The 20709-nt window shown below is 70.9% G+C and carries 20 protein-coding genes; 13 read left to right on the top strand and 7 right to left on the bottom strand.

From position 1 onward, the window contains the following. Positions 1–4: 4 nt before the first annotated feature. The 3 genes from FB474_RS12485 to FB474_RS12475 all read right to left on the bottom strand — a co-directional run bounded on the left by FB474_RS12485 (position 5) and on the right by FB474_RS12475 (position 1645). Positions 5–361: a YciI family protein gene (locus FB474_RS12485; RefSeq protein ID WP_185746155.1), complete on the bottom strand. Its 357-nt coding sequence runs from the start codon at positions 359–361 to the stop codon at positions 5–7. Between the two features lie 125 nt (positions 362–486). Further along, a complete protein-coding gene (locus FB474_RS12480) occupies positions 487–951 on the bottom strand; it encodes a hypothetical protein (RefSeq protein ID WP_141788944.1) in 465 nt (154 codons plus the stop codon). Positions 952–1027: 76 nt separating this feature from the next. Then, on the bottom strand, positions 1028–1645 hold the full coding sequence (locus FB474_RS12475) for a class I SAM-dependent methyltransferase (protein ID WP_185746154.1): 618 nt from the start codon (positions 1643–1645) through the stop codon (positions 1028–1030). A gap of 125 nt (positions 1646–1770) precedes the next feature. Here FB474_RS12475 and FB474_RS12470 point away from each other — a divergent pair, with 125 nt between their 5' ends. Both FB474_RS12470 and FB474_RS12465 read left to right on the top strand, forming a co-directional pair. Then, a complete protein-coding gene (locus tag FB474_RS12470; RefSeq protein WP_141788942.1) occupies positions 1771–2508 on the top strand; it encodes a FadR/GntR family transcriptional regulator in 738 nt (245 codons plus the stop codon). Beyond that, positions 2508–3332: a sterol desaturase family protein gene (locus FB474_RS12465; protein WP_141788941.1), complete on the top strand. Its 825-nt coding sequence runs from the start codon at positions 2508–2510 to the stop codon at positions 3330–3332. Before FB474_RS12470 ends, FB474_RS12465 begins: the two co-directional genes overlap by 1 nt. A gap of 165 nt (positions 3333–3497) precedes the next feature. Here the strand turns inward: FB474_RS12465 and FB474_RS12460 are convergent, their stop codons facing one another. The 4 genes from FB474_RS12460 to FB474_RS12445 all read right to left on the bottom strand — a co-directional run bounded on the left by FB474_RS12460 (position 3498) and on the right by FB474_RS12445 (position 7311). After that, positions 3498–4880: an NAD(P)/FAD-dependent oxidoreductase gene (locus FB474_RS12460; RefSeq protein WP_246092162.1), complete on the bottom strand. Its 1383-nt coding sequence runs from the start codon at positions 4878–4880 to the stop codon at positions 3498–3500. 9 nt (positions 4881–4889) lie between these two features. After that, positions 4890–5294 (bottom strand): hypothetical protein, encoded by a 405-nt coding sequence (locus tag FB474_RS20990; RefSeq protein ID WP_221632525.1) that lies wholly within the window; start codon positions 5292–5294, stop codon positions 4890–4892. A 74-nt stretch (positions 5295–5368) separates the two neighbouring features. Next, positions 5369–6805, bottom strand: coding sequence for an aspartate aminotransferase family protein (locus FB474_RS12450; protein ID WP_141788940.1), 1437 nt, complete (start codon positions 6803–6805; stop codon positions 5369–5371). Further along, positions 6802–7311 carry an Lrp/AsnC family transcriptional regulator gene (locus FB474_RS12445; RefSeq protein WP_141788939.1) on the bottom strand — a complete coding sequence of 170 codons (510 nt, stop codon included), beginning with the start codon at positions 7309–7311 and terminating at the stop codon, positions 6802–6804. Before FB474_RS12445 ends, FB474_RS12450 begins: the two co-directional genes overlap by 4 nt. Before the next feature lie 178 nt (positions 7312–7489). On the opposite strand from FB474_RS12445, the gene FB474_RS12440 reads away from it, so the two are divergent. From FB474_RS12440 to FB474_RS12390, 11 genes are all read left to right on the top strand, one after another. Beyond that, positions 7490–8938, top strand: coding sequence for a gamma-aminobutyraldehyde dehydrogenase (locus FB474_RS12440; protein ID WP_141788938.1), 1449 nt, complete (start codon positions 7490–7492; stop codon positions 8936–8938). Between the two features lie 27 nt (positions 8939–8965). After that, positions 8966–10189 (top strand): polyamine ABC transporter substrate-binding protein, encoded by a 1224-nt coding sequence (locus FB474_RS12435; protein WP_141788937.1) that lies wholly within the window; start codon positions 8966–8968, stop codon positions 10187–10189. A gap of 5 nt (positions 10190–10194) precedes the next feature. Then, entirely contained in the window at positions 10195–11337 is a 1143-nt protein-coding gene (locus FB474_RS12430; protein WP_141788936.1) for an ABC transporter ATP-binding protein, read from the top strand. Next, positions 11337–12251 carry an ABC transporter permease gene (locus FB474_RS12425; RefSeq protein ID WP_141788935.1) on the top strand — a complete coding sequence of 305 codons (915 nt, stop codon included), beginning with the start codon at positions 11337–11339 and terminating at the stop codon, positions 12249–12251. The genes FB474_RS12430 and FB474_RS12425 overlap by 1 nt, the downstream gene beginning before the upstream one ends. A 1-nt stretch (position 12252) precedes the next feature. Next, positions 12253–13050: an ABC transporter permease gene (locus FB474_RS12420; RefSeq protein WP_141788934.1), complete on the top strand. Its 798-nt coding sequence runs from the start codon at positions 12253–12255 to the stop codon at positions 13048–13050. A 1-nt stretch (position 13051) separates the two neighbouring features. Then, positions 13052–14299 (top strand): saccharopine dehydrogenase family protein, encoded by a 1248-nt coding sequence (locus tag FB474_RS12415; protein WP_141788933.1) that lies wholly within the window; start codon positions 13052–13054, stop codon positions 14297–14299. A gap of 58 nt (positions 14300–14357) precedes the next feature. Next, a complete protein-coding gene (speB, locus tag FB474_RS12410; RefSeq protein ID WP_141788932.1) occupies positions 14358–15371 on the top strand; it encodes an agmatinase in 1014 nt (337 codons plus the stop codon). A gap of 71 nt (positions 15372–15442) precedes the next feature. Then, a complete protein-coding gene (locus FB474_RS12405; protein ID WP_141788931.1) occupies positions 15443–16906 on the top strand; it encodes an NAD-dependent succinate-semialdehyde dehydrogenase in 1464 nt (487 codons plus the stop codon). Positions 16907–17015: 109 nt separating this feature from the next. Then, positions 17016–18020, top strand: coding sequence for a DnaB-like helicase C-terminal domain-containing protein (locus FB474_RS12400; RefSeq protein WP_141788930.1), 1005 nt, complete (start codon positions 17016–17018; stop codon positions 18018–18020). 78 nt (positions 18021–18098) lie between these two features. Beyond that, a complete protein-coding gene (gene dxr / locus FB474_RS12395; protein WP_141788929.1) occupies positions 18099–19358 on the top strand; it encodes a 1-deoxy-D-xylulose-5-phosphate reductoisomerase in 1260 nt (419 codons plus the stop codon). Next, positions 19355–20701 (top strand): M50 family metallopeptidase, encoded by a 1347-nt coding sequence (locus FB474_RS12390; protein WP_141788928.1) that lies wholly within the window; start codon positions 19355–19357, stop codon positions 20699–20701. Before dxr ends, FB474_RS12390 begins: the two co-directional genes overlap by 4 nt. Positions 20702–20709 lie beyond the last annotated feature (8 nt).

Genomic DNA, 20709 nt, shown 5'->3' with positions numbered 1-20709 from the left:
CCCGTCAGAACTCCGTCACTGGGCGGATCTCCACCACGGGGTGCGCCCGGACGAGCACCTCTGCGGCTTCCACGAGCGCGTCGTAGTCGTCGCAGGTGACGATGAAGAAGCCGGACAGCTGCTCGACGCCCTCAGCGAAGGGACCCTTCGTGACGAGCGGGCGCGACTCGGGTCCACGCTTGATCGTCCTTGCCTGCCCGCTGTGAGTCAGCCCAGCGCCACCGGCCACGGCGCCACCACGCGCGGCGAGCCGCTGGCCGAACTCGTAGTCGGTGTCGAACGTGGCCTGATGGTCGGCCTCGGTGCCGGCCTCCCACTCCGCCTCGTTGTCTGCGGGGAACATGACGACGTATTCGGGCACGGCGGTTCCTCTCGGTGATGGTCCGGATGCCAGCGTTGTGAGCGGAGTGCTCAGACTACGAGCCGTCGGGTGCGGAAGTGGGCCATTCTTCGGCGCCGTCTTGTCCGTTTGCGGAGGAGCGGTGCTCATGATGCCGAGTACCGGTGCTCGTGCTGGCCGTGTTTCCATGGTTCATGGGAACCGACCGGCGGCCCCGGGGCGCCGCCCGGAGCGTGATCAGCCTTGGCCACCTCTTGGTAGGTGGAGCTGCTCTCGCTTTCGCCGTCGTGATGATCGTTGCCGGTCGAGCGCCCAACGCCGAGCTGGACGGAGCTCTCCTCGGAATCGGGCTGCTGCTCGCGTTGGCCGCCACGCTCTTCACGTGCTCGGCAGTCCTCGATTTCCGACGTGCACATGATGGTCGTGGTGGTTCGCTGTCGCTGATCCTCGGCACCGTTGAACTTGTTGTCGGGGCTGCGATGGCCGCAGCCCTGGCCGTCGGCGTGCAAGGCTACGGCGCCTTCGAGCCTTGGCGCTCTCCGCTCCTGCTGCCGTCGGCACTGCTCGTAGCTCTCGGTCTCACAGGGCTTGGTGTTGAGGTCGTTGCCCACCGCCCGGAAGCGCACTGATCTGCCGTGACCACGCACTCACCGCGTGCACTCCTCGAAGAGCCGGCGAGATAGCGGGTCAGACGGCCGGGCGGGCGATGACGGTGAGCCACTCGGTGTCGGCGCCGGTCGCCACCGTCAGCTCGAGCACCTGCCAGCCGGTGGAGGCGACCAGCCGCCGCAGCGCCGGCTCCTGCCAGTAGGTGAAGTGGCGGGGCAGGTCGAGCTTGTGCGTGCTCCAGCCCTCTCCGGTGCCTCCCTTGACGGTGAAGACGAGCAGCCCCCGGGCGCGCACGTGCGGCAGCATGCGGGCCAGGACGCCGACCAGCTCGCCCCGGCTGAAGTGCAGGAAGACGGCGTTGGCGTAGATGACGTCATAGACGCCCCGGACCTCGTCGGTCAGCACGTTGAGCCGGTCGACGGCCAGCCCGCGCCGGCGCAGGAGGTTGACGAACGAGGTGGCGGCGTCGGTGCGGGTGACCGCGTAGCCCCGCTCCTCCAGAAGGTCGGCGTCGCGACCGGTGGCGCTGCCGATCTCCAGCAGCGTCGCCGGCGGCCGGACATGGGTGGCGAGCAGGTTGAACACGCCGGTGAGGCGGTCCGGCGGTGTGGCAGGCGTCCCCTCGACGTAGGCACCGGCGCCGGCCTCATACGCGGCGAGCGTCGCGGCGTTGGTGCTCTCGGGGGACTGGGTCATGACCTCGACCCTAGGGGCGCTGTGTGCGCGCTGTCCGCCGCTCCGGTCAGGTGTCCGATACGTCCCCGTCCGTATATTGGTCCAACCTCTTGATCTGTTGATGTCCATGCCTCTACCGTCGCCGCATGAGCCCAGACTTCGCCCCTGTGCCCCGGCAGTCGGTCTCCGACGGTGTCTTCCACGAGCTGCGGGACGCGGTGCTCGACGGACGCTTCGCCCCCGGGGAGTCCCTGCCGCCGGAGCGTCAGCTGGCCGAGTCCTTCGCGGTCAACCGGCATGCCGTGCGCGAGGCGGTCAAGCGGCTCCAGGAGGCCGGCTTCGTCCGGGTGGTCCACGGCGGGGGCACTCAGGTCCTCGACGTCCGGCGCACCGCCGGGCTGGACCTGCTGGCCCACCTCGCCCGCGCCGGGGAGGAGGAGCCACGCACCCGGCTGATTCGCGACGGCCTGGAGATGCGGCGCTGCATCGGCGTCGAGGCGGCCCGGCTGGCCGCGACCCGGGCCGACGCTCAGGCGAGGCAGCGCATCGTCGGCGCCGCCGCGGCATACCGGGGGCACGACGGCACCGCGGACGGCACGGACCGCGCCTTCTGGGCGGAGGTGGTCGACGCCAGCGACAACCTCGCGTTCCGGCTCTCGCTCAACAGCCTCGTGCACGCCATCGACGCCAACCCCGGCCTGATGGACGAGCTGCTCGCCGACGACCGCAGCGACCGGACCCCGCATGCCGAGCTCGCCGAGGCCATCGCTGCCGGTGACCCGGACCGGTCCGCCGAGGTCGCCGGGCGGATCCTGGGCCAGGCCGTCACCGCGCTGGAGCGCCACACCCGCCGCGTGGCCCGGCGCCGGACCCGGAGCGCGTGATGGTCGACATCATCCTGACGGCGGTGCCGTTCTTCCTGCTGTTCATCGCGGTCGAGGTCGCCTCGCTGTGGTTCGCCCCGGACGACGACGAGGTCGGCTACGAGGTGCGCGACACGGTGACCAGCCTGTCGATGGGGCTGGGCAGCGTCGTGGTCGGTGTGGCCTACAAGGCGGTCGCGCTGGTGGCCTACGCCGCCGCCTGGGCCTGGACGCCGCTGCGGCTCGACACGGGCGTGTGGTGGGCGTGGCTGCTGATCCTGCTCGCCGACGACGTGGCCTACTACTGGTACCACCGCGCCCACCACGAGATCCGCATCCTGTGGGCCAGCCACGTGGTGCACCACTCCAGCCAGCACTACAACTTCTCCACCGCGCTGCGGCAGACGTGGACACCGTTCGGCGGCCTGCCATTCTGGCTGCCGCTGGCCCTGCTCGGGGTCCCGCCGTGGGCGATCTTCCTGCAGCAGTCGGTCAGCCTGCTCTACCAGTTCCTCCTGCACACCGAACGCGTCGACCGGCTGTGGCGGCCGGTCGAGTGGGTCATGAACACGCCCTCCCACCACCGGGTGCACCACGGCTCCAACCAGGCCTACCTCGACCGCAACTACGGCGGGATCCTCATCGTCTGGGACCGCCTGTTCCGCACGTTCGAGGCGGAGGGGGAGCGGGTGGTCTACGGCCTGACCAAGCAGCTGCGCTCGCACAACCCGCTGGTGGTGGCCACGCACGAGTACCTCGCCATCTGGCAGGACGTGCGGGCCACCGGTCGGTGGGGCGACCGCGTCTCGTTCCTGCTGCGTGGCCCCGGCTGGCGCCCCGGCTGACCGGCCACCCCCTTCTCGCCGAGAGGGACGTTCCTCGGGTTTGCGGGGCCTCCCAAGCCTGAGGAACGTCCCTCTCGGCGGTATGCCGGTGGGCCGGCTCGAGCGGTCCGCTCGCCTCGGGGGCCGCTCGCCTCGGGGTGTCGCTCGCGTCAGTGGCCGCTCGCCTCAGTGGCCGGTGAGGGCGGACAGGGCCCGGCCCAGCACGGCGGGGCGGTGGGTGAGCCGCTCCTCGGTGTCGGCCAGGGTGGCCAGGCGCAGGCCGGCGTTGACCCCGAGCCACCGCGCCGGCTCCGGCTCCCACCGGCGGGAGCGGTGGCCCACCCACGGCAGCCGGGTCAGCGAGCTGTTCGCTCCGGTGACCAGGTCGGCGAGCGTGCGCCCGGCGAGGTTGGCCGTGGCCACCCCGTCGCCGACGTAACCGCCGGCCCAGCCGTTCCCGGTGGCCGGGTCGTGGCCGACGCTGGGGTGCCAGTCCCGCGCGATACCGAGGGGGCCGCCCCAGGCGTGGGTGAACGCGGCATCGCCGAGCGCGGGGAGCATGTCCCGCAGCGAGCGGCGCAGCGTCTCGAACACCCCGGCGTCGCGGTCGAACTCGGGGCTGATGCCGGAGCCGAAGTGGTAGGGCGCGCCCCGGCCGCCGAAGACCAGGCGGTCGTCCTCGGTGCGCTGGCCGTAGACGATGACGTGCCGGTGCTCGCTGAAGGTCTCCCGCTGGGCCAGGCCGATGTGCTCCCAGGTGCTCGCCGGCAGCGGTTCGGTGGCGACGACGAGGCTGTAGACCGGGGCGACGACCCGGCGCAGGCCGGGCAGGCGGGCGGTCCACGCCTCGGTGGCCCGGATGACGTGGCGGGCCCGCACGACGGGGCCGCCGACGACCTGCACCCGGCGCTCGCCGATCGTGCCGACGTGGGTGCCCTCGGCGATGCGGCCGCCGCGGCGCTCGACGGCGGCGGCCAGTCCGGTCACCAGGCGGTAGGGGTGGATGCGCGCGCAGCTGGGGTTGTAGGTCGCACTGGAGAGCCCCCGCGCGGCGAGCCGCTCGCGCGCCTCGTCGCGGCCGAGCCAGGTGGTGCCGGTGCCCCAGCGGGCCGACTCCTCGACCTCTGCGCGGGCCCGGGCAGCCTGGGCGCGACCCCGGGCGACGACCAGCGTGCCGCCCTTGCGGTAGTGGCAGTCGATGCCTTCGGCGGTCGCGACCCGGCCGACCTCGTCGACGCTCTCGCGCAGCGCGGCGTGCTGGTCGCGGGCGGCCTGCTCACCGTGCTCGGCGGCCAAGGTGGCCGCACCGACCGGGTAGAGCGCCGAGCACCAGCCCCCGTTGCGCCCGCTCGCGCCGAAGCCGACGTGCTCGGCCTCGACCACCAGGACCGACAGGGAGGGGTCCGCCTCGAGGAGGTACCACGCGGTCCACAGCCCGGTGTAGCCGGCGCCGACGATGCACACGTCGACGACCTCGTCGCCGGTCAGGGCGGGGCGGGTGCGCCGGGCGTCGAGCCCGTCCCACCACAGCGGCTCGAGCGAGAGGGAAGGCTGATCGGGGGCCGGCACGTGGTCACGCTAACCGAGCCCTCCGCGACCGAACACCGCTTCGCCCGCGTTTCGGGCCCCGGGCAGGGCCGAAACGCAGGCGAAGAGGTGTCCTCTCGGGTTTGCGAGGGTCAGGCGGACTCCTTGCGGAAGATCCGCGTGCCGAACCACGTGCCGAGGCGACGAGGGCCACCGTCCAGCCCAGGCCCCACCAGCTCGCCGACGTGTCGAGCTCGCCGCGGAAGATCGCGCGGGCGCCCTCGACGACGTGCGGCTGGCCGGCGTGACCCGCATCGACTCGATGACGCCTGCGCGGTACTCCGCGACCAGGCCGAAGCCGACGAACATCGCGCCGAAGATGCCGAGCTGCACCAGCATGCCGGGCACGAACACCTGCCACGGCTTGCCGCCGAGCTGGCCGCCGACCTTGACCACTTCCGGACGCGAAACGGCCCGGGTCCGTCGCAGGGGAAGCCGGACCCGGGCCGTTCCTGGCCGTCAGCCGGGGGTCAGAGGTGCTTCTCCGCCTCGGTGAGGACGCCGCGCAGCCGCTGCTCGATCTCGTCGAACTCGGCCTGGCCGATGATCAGCGGCGGGGCCAGCTGGATCACGGGGTCCCCGCGGTCGTCGGCGCGGCAGTAGAGGCCGGCGTCGAACAGCGCCTTGGAGAGGAACCCGCGCAGCAACCGCTCGGACTCGTCGTCGTCGAACGTCTCGCGCGTGGCCTTGTCCTTGACCAGCTCGATCCCGTAGAAGTAGCCCTCGCCGCGGACGTCGCCGACCAGCGGCAGGTCGAGCAGCTTCTCCAGGGAGGCGCGGAACTTCGGGGCGTTCTCGTGCACGTGGGCGTTGAGGCCCTCGCGCTCGAAGATGTCGAGGTTCTCCATCGCCACCGCCGCCGAGACCGGGTGGCCGCCGAAGGTGTAGCCGTGCGGGAAGTAGTTCGTGCCCTGCTTGAACGGCTCGAACAGCCGGTCGCTGGCGATCATCGCGCCGATGGGGGAGTAGCCCGAGGTCATGCCCTTGGCGCAGGTGATGATGTCGGGGGTGTAGCCAAAGTCGTTGCAGGCGAACATGTCGCCGATCCGGCCGAAGGCGCAGATCGTCTCGTCGGAGACCAGCAGCACGTCGTACTCGTCGCAGATCTCGCGGACCCGCTCGAAGTAGCCCTCCGGCGGCGGGAAGCAGCCACCGGAGTTCTGCACCGGCTCGAGGAAGACGGCCGCGACGGTGTCGGGGCCCTCGAACTCGATCGCCTCGGCGATCCGGTCGGCCGCCCAGCGCCCGAAGGCCTTGCTGTCCTCGCGCAGGTGCTCCGGCGCGCGGTACTGGTTGGTGTTGGGGACCTTGAACGCCCCGGGGACCAGCGGCTCGAACATCTCCTTGGCCGCGGGGATGCCGGTGATCGAGAGCGCACCCTGCGGGGTGCCGTGGTAGGCCACGGCCCGGCTGATCACCTTGTGCTTGGTCGGCTTGCCGACGAGCTTGTAGTACTGCTTGGCCAGCTTCCACGCGGTCTCCACGGCCTCGCCGCCACCCGTGGTGAAGAAGACGCGGTTGAGGTCGCCGGGGGTGTGCTGGGTCAGCCGCTCGGCGAGCTCGATCGCGCGCGGGTGGGCGTAGGACCACAGCGGGAAGAAGGCCAGCTCCCGGGCCTGCTTCGCCGCGGCCTCCGCGAGCTCGGCGCGGCCGTGGCCGACCTGGACCACGAACAGGCCGGCGAGGCCGTCGAGGTAGCGCTTGCCGCGGTCGTCCCAGATGTAGGCGCCCTCGCCGCGGGCGATGATCGGCACGGAGTGACCCGCCCCGCCCTCGCTGCGGTCCTCGAAGGTCGAGTGGCGCGTGAAGTGCATCCACAGGTGGTCCCGCGCCGCCTCCGAGTAGAGCGTGCCGCTGGGCGTGCGAAGGTCGGAGGAAGGTTCGTAGACGGGTGTGGGCTCGGTCATCTGGTACCCCAGTTGTAGTGCTGTTTGTTGAGTTTGAGATAGACGAACGTCTCGGTGCTCTGGACGCCGGAGAGCGTGCGGATGCGACGGCTGAGCAGGTCGAGCAGCTCGTCGTCGTCCTCGCAGACGACCTCGGCGAGCAGGTCGAAGCTGCCGGCGGTGGTGACGACGTAGGAGACCTCCGGCATCGCCGAGAGGGCGTCGGCCACGTGCGACATGTCGCCGTCGACGCGGATGCCGATCATCGCCTGGCGGCGGAAGCCCACCTGGAGCGGATCGGTGACCGCGACGATCTGCATGACCTCGGCGTCGAGCAGGCGCTGCACCCGCTGCCGGACCGCCGCCTCGGACAGCCCCACCGACTTGGCGATGGTGGCGTAGGACTGCCGTCCGTCCTCCTGCAGGTGCTCGATGATCGCCTTCGCGACATCATCGAGCCCGCCGCCGTTGGCGCGTCGGTCGGTCGGCCGCCCCGGGGGCGGCGCTGACCTGCGAGGAGAGCTCACGCCCTAGATCGTGGCGGTATGCCGTGGGGTTTGGCAAGTCCGTGTGCTACGGAATCCGTCGGTGGGCACGACGGAATGCTACGGATTCGTTAACATCAGCCCGCTGGCCCTGTTGGAATCGGCTGGATTGTGGTTACAGTGCGACACACCGGTATCCGCACCGACCAGGAGCGCTTTCGTGACCTCTAGCCCTCGTGTCCTGCGCAACTTCGTCAACGGTGAGTACGTCGACGCAGAGACGGTCTCCACCTCCAACATCATCAGTCCGGTGACCGCCCAGGTGGTGGCCCAGGCCCCGGTGTCGGGCGCCGCGGACATCGACCGGGCCTACGCCGCTGCCGCCAAGGCGTTCGAGGTGTGGGGCGACACCACGCCGAGCGAGCGGCAGCTGGCGATGAGCCGGTTCGCGGACGCGATCGAGAAGCGCGGCGACGAGCTGGTCCGGCTCGAGTCGGAGAACACCGGCAAGCCGCACGCGCTGACCGCGAGCGAGGAGATCCCGCCGATGGTCGACCAGCTGCGCTTCTTCGCGGGCGCGGCGCGGGTGCTCGAGGGCAGGTCGGCGGGGGAGTACATGAAGGGCCACACCTCGTGGATCCGCCGTGAGCCGATCGGCGTCATCGGCCAGGTGACCCCGTGGAACTACCCCATGATGATGGCGGTCTGGAAGATCGGCCCGGCCCTGGCCGCCGGCAACACCGTCGTCCTCAAGCCGAGCGACACCACCCCCGAGACCACCCTGCTCATGGCCGAGATCGCGGCGGAGTTCTTCCCGCCCGGCGTGCTCAACGTCGTCATGGGCGACCGGGAGACTGGCCGCGCGCTCGTCGAGCACCCCACCCCCGCGATGGTCGCCATCACCGGCTCCGTCCGCGCCGGCATGCAGGTGGCCGAGAGCGCCTCGCGCGACGTCAAGCGGGTCCACCTCGAGCTGGGCGGCAAGGCGCCGGTGGTCGTCTTCGACGACGCCGACATCGAGTCCGCCGTCGAGGCGATCGCCACCGCCGGCTACTTCAACGCCGGCCAGGACTGCACCGCCGCCACCCGCGTGCTCGTCGAGGGCGGCATCCACGACGAGTTCGTCGCGGCGCTGGCCGAGTACGCGAGGAACAACGCCAAGGTCGGCCTGCCCGACGACGAGGACGCGCTCTTCGGCCCGGTCAACAACGCCACCCAGCTGGCCAACGTCGAGGGCTTCCTGCACCGCCTGCCCGACCACGCGATGATCGCCGCCGGTGGCAAGCGCGCCACCGGCCTGGGCGACGGCTACTTCCTCGAGCCGACCGTGGTCTCGGGGCTGCAGCAGGACGACGAGGTGATCCAGAAGGAGATCTTCGGCCCGGTCATCACCGCCCAGCGCTTCACCGACGAGGCCACCGCGCTGGAGTGGGCCAACGGCGTGCAGTACGGCCTGGCGAGCAGCGTGTGGACCAAGGACTTCGGCCGGGCCATGCGCATGAGCAAGCGCCTCGACTTCGGCTGCGTGTGGATCAACACCCACATCCCGATCGTTGCCGAGATGCCGCACGGCGGGTTCAAGCACAGCGGCTATGGCAAGGACCTGTCGATGTACGGCTTCGAGGACTACACCCGCATCAAGCACGTCATGGCCAACATCGACGGCTGACCCGTCAGCACCTGAAGGAGCACCGGCATGAACGAGCAGAACCCCCTTCCTCCCGAGCTGACGGCCGCGCTCGCCCGCGGGTTGGTCTCCCGCCGGACGCTGATGAGCAGCGCGGCGGGCATCGCCGCCGTCGCGGCCCTGGCGGCCTGCGGCTCCAAGGGTCGCGCCGCCGCCGGGGGCGGCACCCCGACCGCCAAGGCCGCGCCGACCGACATGTCCGAGCAGGACAAGGTCGTCAACTGGTCGAACTGGCCGGAGTACATCGACGTCAACGACAAGAACCAGACACACCCGTCGATCGACGCCTTCACCAAGCAGACCGGCATCAAGGTCAACTACACCGAGGACTACAACGACAACGACGAGTTCTACGCCAAGGTGCGGCCGCTGCTGGCTGCCGGCAAGGACACCGGCCGTGACGTGTGGGTCAGCACCGACTGGATGGCCTCCCGGCTGATCCGCCTCGGCTACGCCCAGAAGCTCGACCTGGCCAACATCCCCAACCACGGCAACGTCGAGGACTCCCTGGCCAACGTTCCGTGGGACCCGGGCCGCCTCTACACCCTGCCGTGGCAGAGCGGCTTCGCCGGCATCGCCTGGAACCCCAAGGCCACCGGCGGCAAGAAGGTCGAGTCGGTCGACCAGCTGCTCACCGACCCGGCGCTCAAGGGCAAGGTCACGCTGCTGACCGAGATGCGCGACACCGTCGGCCTCGTGCTCATGGCCATGGGCAAGAAGCTGGCCAGCTTCACCGACGCCGACTTCGACGCCGCGATGGCCGAGCTGCAGAAGGCCAAGGACGCCGGGCAGATCAAGGGGTTCACCGGCAACGACTACACCAAGCCTTTGGCCGCCGGTGACACCGCTGCGTGCTTCGCGTGGACCGGTGACGTCGTCCAGCTCAAGGCTGACAACCCCAACCTCGGCTACGCCCTGCCGTCGACTGGTTACACCCTGTGGTCGGACAACTTCGTCATCCCCGCCCTCGCGCAGCACAAGAAGAACGCCGAGCGGCTCATCAACTACTACTACGACCCCAAGGTCATGGCCATGGTGGTGGACTACGTCAACTACATCGCCCCGGTGAAGGGGGCCAAGGAGTTCCTCGTGAAGCAGGACCCGTCGGTCGCGCAGAACCCGCTCATCTTCCCCAGTCCCGACGTGCTGGCCCACTCCCAGGTCTTCAAGGGCCTCGACCCGGTCACGGAGACCAAGTACAACAAGAAGTTCCAGGCGCTGATCTCCGGCTGACCACGATGGCTACCGAATCCTCGGGCGACCTGCGCCTCATCGACATCACCAAGCGCTACGAGACCTTCACGGCGGTCGACAACCTCAGCCTGGTCATCCCCCAGGGGTCGTTCTTCGCCCTGCTCGGGCCGTCCGGCTGCGGCAAGACGACCACCCTGCGGATGGTGGCCGGCCTGGAGCAGCCCACCGTGGGGCGCATCCTCATCGGTGATCGCGACATCACCGACACCAAGGCCTACCAGCGCAACGTCAACACCGTGTTCCAGAGCTACGCGCTCTTCCCGCACCTGAGCATCCTGGACAACGTCACGTTCGGTCTGCGCCGTCGCGGGGTCAGCGACTACAAGGCCAAGGCGATGGAGGCCCTCGAGCTGGTGCAGCTGGCGCACATCGCCAAGAAGAAGCCGGCGCAGCTCTCCGGTGGCATGCAGCAGCGCGTCGCCCTGGCGCGGGCGATCGTCAACCGGCCGGACGTGCTGCTGCTCGACGAGCCGCTCGGTGCCCTCGACCTCAAGCTGCGCCGCCAGATGCAGATCGAGCTCAAGCGCATCCAGTCCGAGGTCGGGATCACCTTCGTGCACGTCACCCACGACCAGGAGGAGGCCATGACCATGGCCGACACCATCGCGGTGATGAACGCCGGGCGGCTCGAACAGGTCGGCGACCCCGGCGTTCTCTACGAGAACCCCGCCACGACGTTCGTCGCGAACTTCCTCGGCCAGTCCAACCTGCTCAAGGCCGAGGTGGTCGGCACGCCGGGCGAGCTGGCCGACCTGGACGTGCACGGGACGAAGCTGCGGCTGCCCACCCCGCGGCTCGTCGAGGGGGTCCAGACCATGTGGCTGGGCGTGCGCCCCGAGAAGCTGCGCCTGGTCAACGGCGACGGGACCGGGGTCGAGGACGGGCTCAACAGCCTGACCGGCACGGTCACCGACGCCTCGTTCACCGGCCTGGCCACCAACTACCTGGTCCGGCTGCCCTGGGGTCAGGAGCTCGCGGTCGTCCAGCAGAACGACGGTATGCCGCGTGCCTCGGTGGGCACGTCGGTCACCCTCGCCTGGGCCCCCGAGCACAGCTTCGCCCTGGACTCCCGGCAGGACGCCCACGCCGGCGCCCAGGACCAGGCCGACGACACCGGGGCGGCGTAGTGGCCGAGATCGGCGCTCTGGCCGCGGCGAGCGAGCACCACAAGCCGGCTCGCCGCGGACGGTGGACGCCGTACCTGTTGCTGGTGCCCGGGCTGCTCTGGCTGGTCATCTTCTTCGTCCTGCCGACCCTCTCCCTGGCCAGCCAGTCGCTGCAGACCGGCTCGGTGGACACCGGCTACACGATGACGTGGAACTGGCAGACCTACACCGAAGCGCTGTCGCTGTACTGGCCGCAGTTCCTGCGTTCGCTCTTCTATGCCGGGTCGGCCACGGTGCTGGCGCTGCTGGCCGGGTACCCGCTGGCCTACTTCATGGCCCAGCGCGCCGGGAAGTGGAAGAACCTCCTGCTGGTCGCGGTCATCGCGCCGTTCTTCACCAGCTTCCTGATCCGCACCCTGGCCTGGCAGATCATCCTGAACAACGACGGGATCGTCAGCACGGTCGCGCGCAAGATCCACTTCACCGACCTGCTGCAGTTCCTGCACCTGACCCAGACCAACCAGCTCATGGCCTCGCCGTTCGCGGTGATCTGCGGCCTGACCTACAACTTCCTGCCCTTCATGATCCTCCCGCTCTACGCCAACCTCGAGCGGCTCGACGCGCGCCTGGTCGAGGCCGCGGGCGACCTCTACGCCTCGCCGGTGCAGGCGTTCCGGCGGGTCATCTGGCCCCTGTCGCTGCCGGGTGTGGTGGCCGGCACCCTGCTGACCTTCATCCCCGCCGCCGGTGACTACATCAACTCCCGGCTGCTGGGCAGCACCCAGACGGTCATGATCGGGCAGGTCATCGACGGGCAGTTCCTGCAGGTCCTGGACTACCCGACCGCGGCGGCGCTGTCCTTCCTGCTCATGCTGACGATCGTCGTGCTCGTCGCGCTGTACGTGCGGCGCAGCGGCACCGAGGAGCTGGTCTGAGATGGCATGGATCCGTCGGCACCTGCTCGCCATCGTGGCGTTCCTGGTGCTCTTCTACATGCTCCTGCCCAACATGGTCGTCATCCTGTTCTCCTTCAACAAGCCGAACGGGCGCTACAACTACCAGTGGACGCAGTTCTCCCTCGACGCGTGGACCAACCCCTGCGGGGCGCCGGGCATGTGCCCGGCGCTCGGGCTGAGCCTGCAGATCGGGCTCATCGCCTCTATCGTCGCGACGATCCTCGGCACCGCCGTGGCGTTCGCGCTCGGCCGCTACCGGTTCAAGGGTCGGGCCGGCACCAACCTGCTCATCTTCATGCCGATGGCCACGCCCGAGGTCGTCATGGGCTCGAGCCTGCTGACGCTGTTCATCGCCTTGGGCATCCCGACCGGGCGCACGACGATCCTCATCGCGCACATCATGTTCTGCCTGTCCTTCGTGGTGGTCACGGTCAAGGCGCGCATCGCCTCGCTCGACCCCCGGCTGGAACAGGCCGCGGCGGACCTCTTCGCGAACGAGTACCAGACCTTCACCAAGGTCACGCTGCCGCTGGTGGCCCCCGGCATCGCCGCCGGTGCGCTGCTGTCGTTCTCGCTGAGCTTCGACGACTACATCATCACCAACTTCAACGCGAGCCCCGCGTCGGTGACCTTCCCGATGTTCGTGTGGGGCGCGGCCCAGCGCGGGACCCCGGTGCAGATCAACGTCATCGGGACCGTCATGTTCCTCGCCTCCCTGGCGATCGTCGGTGTGGCGCAGCTGGTGAACGCCCGCCGTTCCCGAGTGAAGGTGGCCTGAATTGCGGATCCTGGTCGTTGGCTCCGGCGGAGTCGGCGATGCCGTCGCGCGCATCGCCGTGGAGCGGGACTTCTTCGAGCACATGGTCGTGGCCGACTACGACGAGGCGCGCGCCCGAGCGACCGTCGCGGCGGCGACTGCCCGGCGCGAGGGGGAGTCCCGGCTCGTCGCGGCCCGGGTCGACGCCTCGAGCAGCGAGGCGGTGGTGGCGCTGGCGCGCGAGCACGGCATCACGCACGTGCTCAACGCGGTCGACCCGCGCTTCGTCATGCCGGTCTTCGAGGGGGCCCTCGCGGCGGGCGCCGACTACCTCGACATGGCGATGAGCCTGTCCCACCCGCACCCCGAGCGGCCCTACGAGGAGTCGGGGGAGAAGCTCGGCGACGCCCAGTTCGCGGTCGCGCAGCAGTGGGAGGACGCCGGGCGCCTGGCCCTGGTCGGCATGGGCGTCGAGCCCGGCCTGTCCGACGTGTTCGCCCGCTACGCCGCCGACCACCTGTTCAGCGAGATCGAGGAGCTCGGCACCCGCGACGGCGCCAACCTGTCGGTGACCAACGAGGCCGGCGAGGAGATCTTTGCCCCGAGCTTCTCGATCTGGACCACGATCGAGGAGTGCCTCAACCCGCCGGTCATCTGGGAGAAGGACCGGGGGTGGTTCACCACACCGCCGTTCTCCGAGCCCGAGGTGTTCGACTTCCCCGAGGGCATCGGGCCGGTGGAGTGCGTCAACGTCGAGCACGAGGAGGTCCTCCTCATGCCGCGGTGGGTCGACGCGAAGCGGGTGACCTTCAAGTACGGCCTCGGTGACGAGTTCATCGGCGTGCTCAGGACGCTGCACACCCTGGGCCTCGACCGCACCGAGAAGGTGCGCGTCGGCGGCGTCGAGGTCTCGCCCCGCGACGTGGTCGCCGCCTGCCTGCCCGACCCGGCCACGATCGGCCCGCGGATGACCGGCAAGACGTGCGCCGGCCTGTGGGTCACCGGCACCGGCAAGGACGGCCGGCCGCGCGAGGTCTACCTCTACCACGTCGTCGACAACGAGTGGGCGATGCGCGAGTACGGCGCCCAGTGCGTGGTCTGGCAGACCGCCGTCAACCCCGTGGTGGCCCTCGAGCTGCTCGCCACCGGTGCCTGGTCCGGCGCCGGGGTGCGCGGGCCCGAGGCCTTCGACGCGGTGCCCTTCCTCGACCTGCTCCAGGCGCCCGCGCCCAAGGGCTACGGCTCCCCGTGGGGTCAGCAGGACCGGTGAGCGTGCGGGCGGCCGTGAGCCGCGGATCCCGTTGTCCCGGCGGGCCTAGGATCGGGCCATGACCCGGTACGGCCCCCAGTTCGGCCCCGACATCACCTTCCTCGGCGTGCCCCGCTGCGACCTGGACGACCCCGAGACCTACGCCGACGCGGAGGTCGTCATCCTCGGCGCCCCCTTCGACGGGGGCACCTCGCACCGGCCGGGCACGCGGTTCGGCCCGATGGCGATCCGGATGACCGACTACCTGGCCCACGACGGCTCCCGCCCGAGCCTGGCCCTGCGCACCGACGGCCTGGTCGACCTCAAGGTCGTCGACGCCGGCGACGTCGAGATGTACTCCGGGGAGATCGAGAAGGCCCTGCCCGCGCTCGAGGCGGCGGTGGAGAAGGTCGCCCGCGCCGGCAAGATCCCGGTGGTGCTCGGCGGTGACCACTCGATCGCCTACCCCGACGCCAAGGGCGTCGCCAACGTCCTGGGCCACGGCCGCATCTCGATGCTGCACTTCGACGCCCACGCCGACACCGGCGACATCGAGTTCGGCTCGCTCTGGGGCCACGGGCAGCCGATGCGCCGGCTGATCGAGTCCGGGGCCCTGCGTGGCGACCGGTTCCTGCAGATCGGGCTGCGTGGTTACTGGCCGCCGCCGGAGACGCTGGACTGGATGGCCGGCCAGCAGATGCGCTCCTACGAGATGACCGAGATCGGCCAGCGCGGGCTGGAGGAGTGCCTCACCGAGGCCTTCGGTATCGCGATGGACGAGTGCGAGGGCGTCTTCCTGTCCGTGGACATCGACGTGTGCGACCCGGGGCACGCCCCCGGCACCGGCACGCCCGAGCCGGGCGGCATCTCGGCGCGCCAGCTGCTGGACTCGGTGCGCCGGATCTGCCTGGAGCTGCCCGTCGTGGGCATCGACGTGGTCGAGGTCAGCCCGCCCTACGACCACGCCGACATCACGGCGGCGCTGGCCAACCGCGTGGTGCTCGAGGCCCTCTCGGCCATCGCCCGCCGGCGCCAGGACGCCCGCGACGGGACGTCGTGGGACCCCCGCCGCCCCCTGCTCGACGGTCGCTGACCGCGAACCCGGCATACCGGCCGCACCACCTGACCACCTCCGTCCCTGACTCTCCTGAGAGGCTGACCACCATGGCGACAGAGTCCGAGAAGACCCTCATCGACAGCGTGCCCACCGGGCTGTTCATCGGCGGGCAGTGGCGCGACAGCAGCGACGGCGCGACGATCAAGGTCGAGGACCCCGCGACCGGCGAGGTCCTCACCGAGGTCGCAGACGCCACCGTCGCCGACGGCACCGCCGCCCTCGACGCGGCCGTGGCCGCGCAGGCCGACTGGGCCGCCACCCCGCCGCGCGACCGGGGCGAGATCCTGCGCCGGGCGTTCGAGGCGATCACGGCCCGCGCCGACGACTTCGCGATGCTGATGACCCTGGAGATGGGCAAGCCGCTGGCGGAGTCGCGGGGCGAGGTCACCTACGGCGCGGAGTTCTTCCGCTGGTTCTCCGAGGAGGCCGTGCGCATCCACGGCCGCTGGTCCACCGCACCCAACGGCGCGACCCGGCTGATGACGATGAAGCAGCCGGTCGGCCCGACGCTGATGATCACGCCCTGGAACTTCCCGCTGGCCATGGGCACCCGCAAGATCGGGCCCGCCCTGGCCGCCGGCTGCACGATGGTGGTCAAGCCCGCCTCCCAGACCCCGCTGACCATGCTGGCGCTGGCCGACCTGCTCACCGAGTGCGGCGTGCCCGCCGGGGTCCTCAACGTGATCACCACCCACCGCACCGGTGACGTGATGGAGCCGCTGATCCGCGACCCGCGGCTGCGCAAGCTGACGTTCACCGGCTCCACCCCGGTCGGCAAGGCGCTGGTGGAGCAGTCGGCCGAGCAGCTGCTGCGCGTCTCGATGGAGCTCGGTGGCAACGCGCCGTTCCTCGTCTTCGGCGACGCCGACGTCGACAAGGCGGTCGAGGGCGCGATGCTGGCCAAGATGCGCAACATCGGCGAGGCCTGCACCGCCGCCAACCGCTTCCTCGTGCACGAGTCCGTGGCGGAGGAGTTCTCCCGCAAGTTCGCCGACCGGATGGCCGGGCTGACCGTCGGGCGGGGCACCGAGGACGGCGTCACGGTCGGCCCGCTGATCGACGACAAGGCCCGCGCCAAGGTCACCGAGCTCGTGGACGAGGCCCGGGAGAAGGGCGCCACGGTCCTGGTCGGCGGCTCGGCCACCGGTGACCGCGGCTACTTCTTCGAGCCCACGGTGCTCGCCGACGTGCCGACCGACGCCCGGCTGTTCCGCGAGGAGATCTTCGGCCCGGTGGCGCCGATCTCGACGTTCAGCACCGACGACGAGGCCATCGCCAAGGCCAACGACACCGAGTACGGCCTGGTCGCCTACGCCTTCACAGAGAACCTCTCGCGGATGATCCGGGTGAGCGAGGCGCTGGAGTTCGGCATGGTCGGCATCAACCAGGGCATCGTGTCCAACCCGTCGGCGCCGTTCGGCGGCGTCAAGCACAGCGGCTTCGGGCGCGAGGGCGGCTTCGAGGGCATCGAGGAGTACCTCGAGACCAAGTACGTCGGCATCGCCCCCTGACACACCCGATGACCCCCCTCGCCCCTGCGGCCGAGGGGGTCATCGGCTGTTCGGGCAGACCTGTCCCGACTGGCCGCGACCGGACCCGGCGCGGTGCTGCACTGGCGGCATGAGCACCGAGCGCCTGCAGTCCCTGACCGACCTCATCGACACCACGGACGCCACCATCCGGGCCGGCTCCGTGGCCGGTGCGCGGGTGTGGCCGACCGGCTTCCACGCCCTCGACAAGGCGCTCTCGGGTGGCCTGCGCTCCGGTGAGCTGGTGCTGCTCGGCGGGCCGCAGGGCCTGGGCAAGACCACCTTCGCGCTCCAGCTCATGCGCAACGTGGTGGCCGCCGGCCGCACCGCGGTGTACTTCTCCTTCGAGCACGACACCCACACGCTGCTCGAGCGGCTGATCAGCCTCGAGGCGGCCGAGCACGCCGGGCTCAACGGCGTGCCGCTGCACCAGGTGCGTGAGCGCTTCGAGGTGCGCCACGGGCAGTCGGAGTCGCTGGCGGACCGGCTGGCCGGCTCGCCCGGCGGCCCCGAGGCGGTGGCCGCGCTGCGTGACCTCGGCGGCCGGCTGCACGTGCACCGCTCCAGCGGCGTGCACACCGGTCTGGCGCAGATCCGCAGGGTGGTCGAGGCCATCCGGGACACGACGGGGGAGGCGCCCCTGGTGCTCGTGGACTACCTGCAGAAGGTCGCCGTCGGGACCGACCACGTCGGGGAGGACGAGCAGGTGGCGCAGGTCGCCGAGGGGCTCAAGGAGCTCGCGCTGGAGCTGGCGGTGCCGGTCGCGGCCATCGTCGCGGCCGAGAAGTTCGCGCTCAAGCCGGGCATGCGCATGCGGGCCCGGCACCTGCGCGGGTCCTCGGCCCTGGCCTACGAGGCGGACATCCTCCTGCTCATGGCGGACAAGTTCGACGTCGTGGCGCGGCACCACCTCGTCTACGACCTCGGCAACGCCGACCGCTTCCGCCGCTGGGTCGTCGTGACCATCGAGAAGAACCGCAACGGCGTGGACAAGGTCGAGCTGGAGTTCCACAAGCGCTTCGAGCAGAGCCGGTTCGACCCCGAGGGGCGCGAGGTCACCGAGCAGCTGGTCGAGGAGCGGGTGTTCGTCGACTGACCCCGCGTCCCCGACCCACCAGACACCTGGGTGCAGCCGCCGTTTCCCTCCTCCGACGCGCGCGGCCGGGTCCGGGTGATGTCGGGGGTGCGCCCGGGCCGCGCACCCCCGGCACGCCAGAATGGGCCGGTGAGCTCACCGCGCAGTATCGCCATCCTGGGGTCCACCGGCTCGATCGGGACCCAGGCCATCGACGTCATCTCCCGCAACGCCGACCGGTTCCACGTCACTGCGCTGAGCGCCGGCGGGGCCAACCTGGCGCTACTCGCCGAGCAGGCGGTGGCGCTGCAGGCCGAGCAGGTGGCCGTCGCCTCGGGTGAGCGCGAGGAGGTCTCCGCGGCGCTCGCCGCGGCGGCCGCGCGGGCCGGCCACCCGGCATACCGGCCCGAGGTGCTGGTCGGGCCCGAGGCGGGCACCGCGGTGGCCGGGGCCGGGGCGGACGTGGTGCTCAACGGCATCACCGGCTCCATCGGCCTGCGGCCCACCCTGGCGGCGCTGGAGGCCGGCTCCACGCTGGCGCTGGCCAACAAGGAGTCGCTGATCGTCGGTGGTCCGCTGGTCAAGGCGGCGGCGCGTCCCGGCCAGATCGTGCCGGTGGACAGCGAGCACAGCGCCCTCGCGCAGTGCCTGCGTGGCGGCCGCGTCGAGGAGGTCGCCCGCCTGGTCGTGACGGCCAGCGGTGGCCCGTTCCGCGGGCGGTCCCGGGCCGAGCTGGCCGACGTCACCCCCGAGCAGGCGCTGGCCCACCCGACGTGGGCCATGGGCCCGGTGGTCACGACCAACTCGGCGACCCTGGTCAACAAGGGGCTCGAGGTCATCGAGGCGCACCTGCTCTTCGACATCCCCTTCGACCGGATCGAGGTCGTCGTCCACCCGCAGTCGGTCGTGCACTCGATGGTCGAGTTCACCGACGGCTCCACCCTGGCCCAGGCCTCGCCGCCGGACATGCGGCTGCCGATCGCGCTCGGCCTGGGCTGGCCCGAGCGCGTTCCGGGCGCGGCGCCGGCGTGCGACTGGACGCAGGCGGCGACGTGGGAGTTCTTCCCGCTGGACGACGAGGCCTTCCCGGCCGTCGCCCTGGCGCGGCACGTCGGGACCGAGGGCGCGACGTACCCGGCGGTGTTCAACGCCGCGAACGAGGAGTGCGTCGAGGCCTTCCTCGGCGGGCGGATCCGGTTCGTCGACATCGTCGACACCGTGGCGCGGGTGGTCGAGGAGCACGTGGTGAACGATCCGGGCGCCCTGAGCGTTGAGTCGGTGCTGCGCGCCGAGTCCTGGGCGCGGGCCCGGGCAAGGGAGGTCCTCGGCCTGGCCGCACGTGAGACGGTGGAGTCGTGAGCTACGTCCTGGGTGTCCTGTTCGTCGCGCTGGGTGTCGGCGCGTCCATCGCCCTGCACGAGATCGGGCACCTGGTGCCGGCCAAGCGCTTCGGCGTCAAGGTCACGCAGTACATGGTGGGCTTCGGCCCGACCGTGTGGTCCCGGCACCGCGGCGAGACCGAGTACGGCCTCAAGGCCATCCCGCTCGGCGGCTACATCCGGATGATCGGCATGTTCCCGCCCAAGCCCGGTGACGACCCGACGAAGCTGCGCGCGTCGACCACCGGCCGGTGGAGCCAGATGATGGACCAGGCCCGGCAGGACTCCCTGGAGGAGGTCCAGCCCGGCGACGAGCACCGCGTCTTCTACAAGCTGCCGGTGCACCAGAAGCTCGTGGTGATGCTCGGCGGCCCGACGATGAACCTGCTCATCGCGGTCGTCCTGCTGACCGGCATCTTCACCATGCACGGCATCGCCACCGAGACCTCCCGCGTCGGGCTGGTCCAGGAGTGCGTGCAGACCGTGGCCAGCACCTCCGCCAAGCCGACCGCGTGCGCCGCGAGCGACCCGGTGGCCCCCGCCAACAAGGCGGGCCTCAAGCCCGGCGACCGGATCGTCGCGATCGACGGCAAGAACGTCTCCACCTTCGACCAGGTGCGCGCGGTCATCCGCACCCACGGCGGCACCCCGGTGGCCCTGGTGGTCGAGCGGGACGGCACCCGGATGCCGGTCACGGTGACGCCGATGCTCACCGACCGGCCCAAGGTCGACGCCGACGGCAAGCCGGTCACCGACGCCTCGGGCAAGGTCGTCACCGAGCGGGTCGGCTTCGTCGGGATGGGCGGCTCGCTGGAGGTCGTCAAGCAGCCGCTGACCGCGGTGCCCGGCCTGGTGGGCGGGGCGATCGGCCAGACCGCCGGCGTCGTGCTCAAGCTCCCGCAGAAGATGGTGGGCGTCGCCCACGCTGCCTTCGGCTCCGGCCCCCGCGACGTCAACAGCCCCATGTCGGTCGTCGGCGTCGGCCGGGTGGCCGGTGAGGTCGCCAGTGGCGACATCGGGGGCTTCGGTGGCTCGGTCGGTGACGTCATCATCTTCGAGCTCGGGCTCATCGCCTCGCTGAACCTCGCGCTGTTCGTGTTCAACCTCATCCCGCTGCTGCCGCTGGACGGCGGGCACGTCGCCGGCGCCCTGTGGGAGGGCCTCAAGCGCGCCATCGCGCGCGTCCGCCGCCGCCCCAACCCGGGCTACGTGGACGTCGCCAAGGCGCTGCCCGTGGCGTATGCCGTGTCCTCGGTCCTCATCGTCATGTCGGCGCTGCTGATCTACGCCGACGTGGTCAACCCGATCAAGATCGGCGGCTGACGCCGCCT

It is taken from the genome of Oryzihumus leptocrescens (assembly GCF_006716205.1).
GTDB lineage: Bacteria > Actinomycetota > Actinomycetes > Actinomycetales > Dermatophilaceae > Oryzihumus > Oryzihumus leptocrescens.
Note: the sequence above shows the minus strand (reverse complement) of the source record. Positions and strands in the feature narration are given on the sequence as shown.

Coding starts and splice junctions, on each gene's coding strand:
- FB474_RS12475 (WP_185746154.1), bottom strand. CDS start 1,645: ATGACCCAGTCCCCCGAGAGCACCAACGCCGCGACGCTCGCCGCGTAT.
- FB474_RS12470 (WP_141788942.1), top strand. CDS start 1,771: ATGAGCCCAGACTTCGCCCCTGTGCCCCGGCAGTCGGTCTCCGACGGT.
- FB474_RS12465 (WP_141788941.1), top strand. CDS start 2,508: ATGGTCGACATCATCCTGACGGCGGTGCCGTTCTTCCTGCTGTTCATC.
- FB474_RS12450 (WP_141788940.1), bottom strand. CDS start 6,805: ATGACCGAGCCCACACCCGTCTACGAACCTTCCTCCGACCTTCGCACG.
- FB474_RS12435 (WP_141788937.1), top strand. CDS start 8,966: ATGAACGAGCAGAACCCCCTTCCTCCCGAGCTGACGGCCGCGCTCGCC.
- FB474_RS12430 (WP_141788936.1), top strand. CDS start 10,195: ATGGCTACCGAATCCTCGGGCGACCTGCGCCTCATCGACATCACCAAG.
- FB474_RS12420 (WP_141788934.1), top strand. CDS start 12,253: ATGGCATGGATCCGTCGGCACCTGCTCGCCATCGTGGCGTTCCTGGTG.
- speB (WP_141788932.1), top strand. CDS start 14,358: ATGACCCGGTACGGCCCCCAGTTCGGCCCCGACATCACCTTCCTCGGC.
- FB474_RS12405 (WP_141788931.1), top strand. CDS start 15,443: ATGGCGACAGAGTCCGAGAAGACCCTCATCGACAGCGTGCCCACCGGG.
- FB474_RS12400 (WP_141788930.1), top strand. CDS start 17,016: ATGAGCACCGAGCGCCTGCAGTCCCTGACCGACCTCATCGACACCACG.
- dxr (WP_141788929.1), top strand. CDS start 18,099: ATGTCGGGGGTGCGCCCGGGCCGCGCACCCCCGGCACGCCAGAATGGG.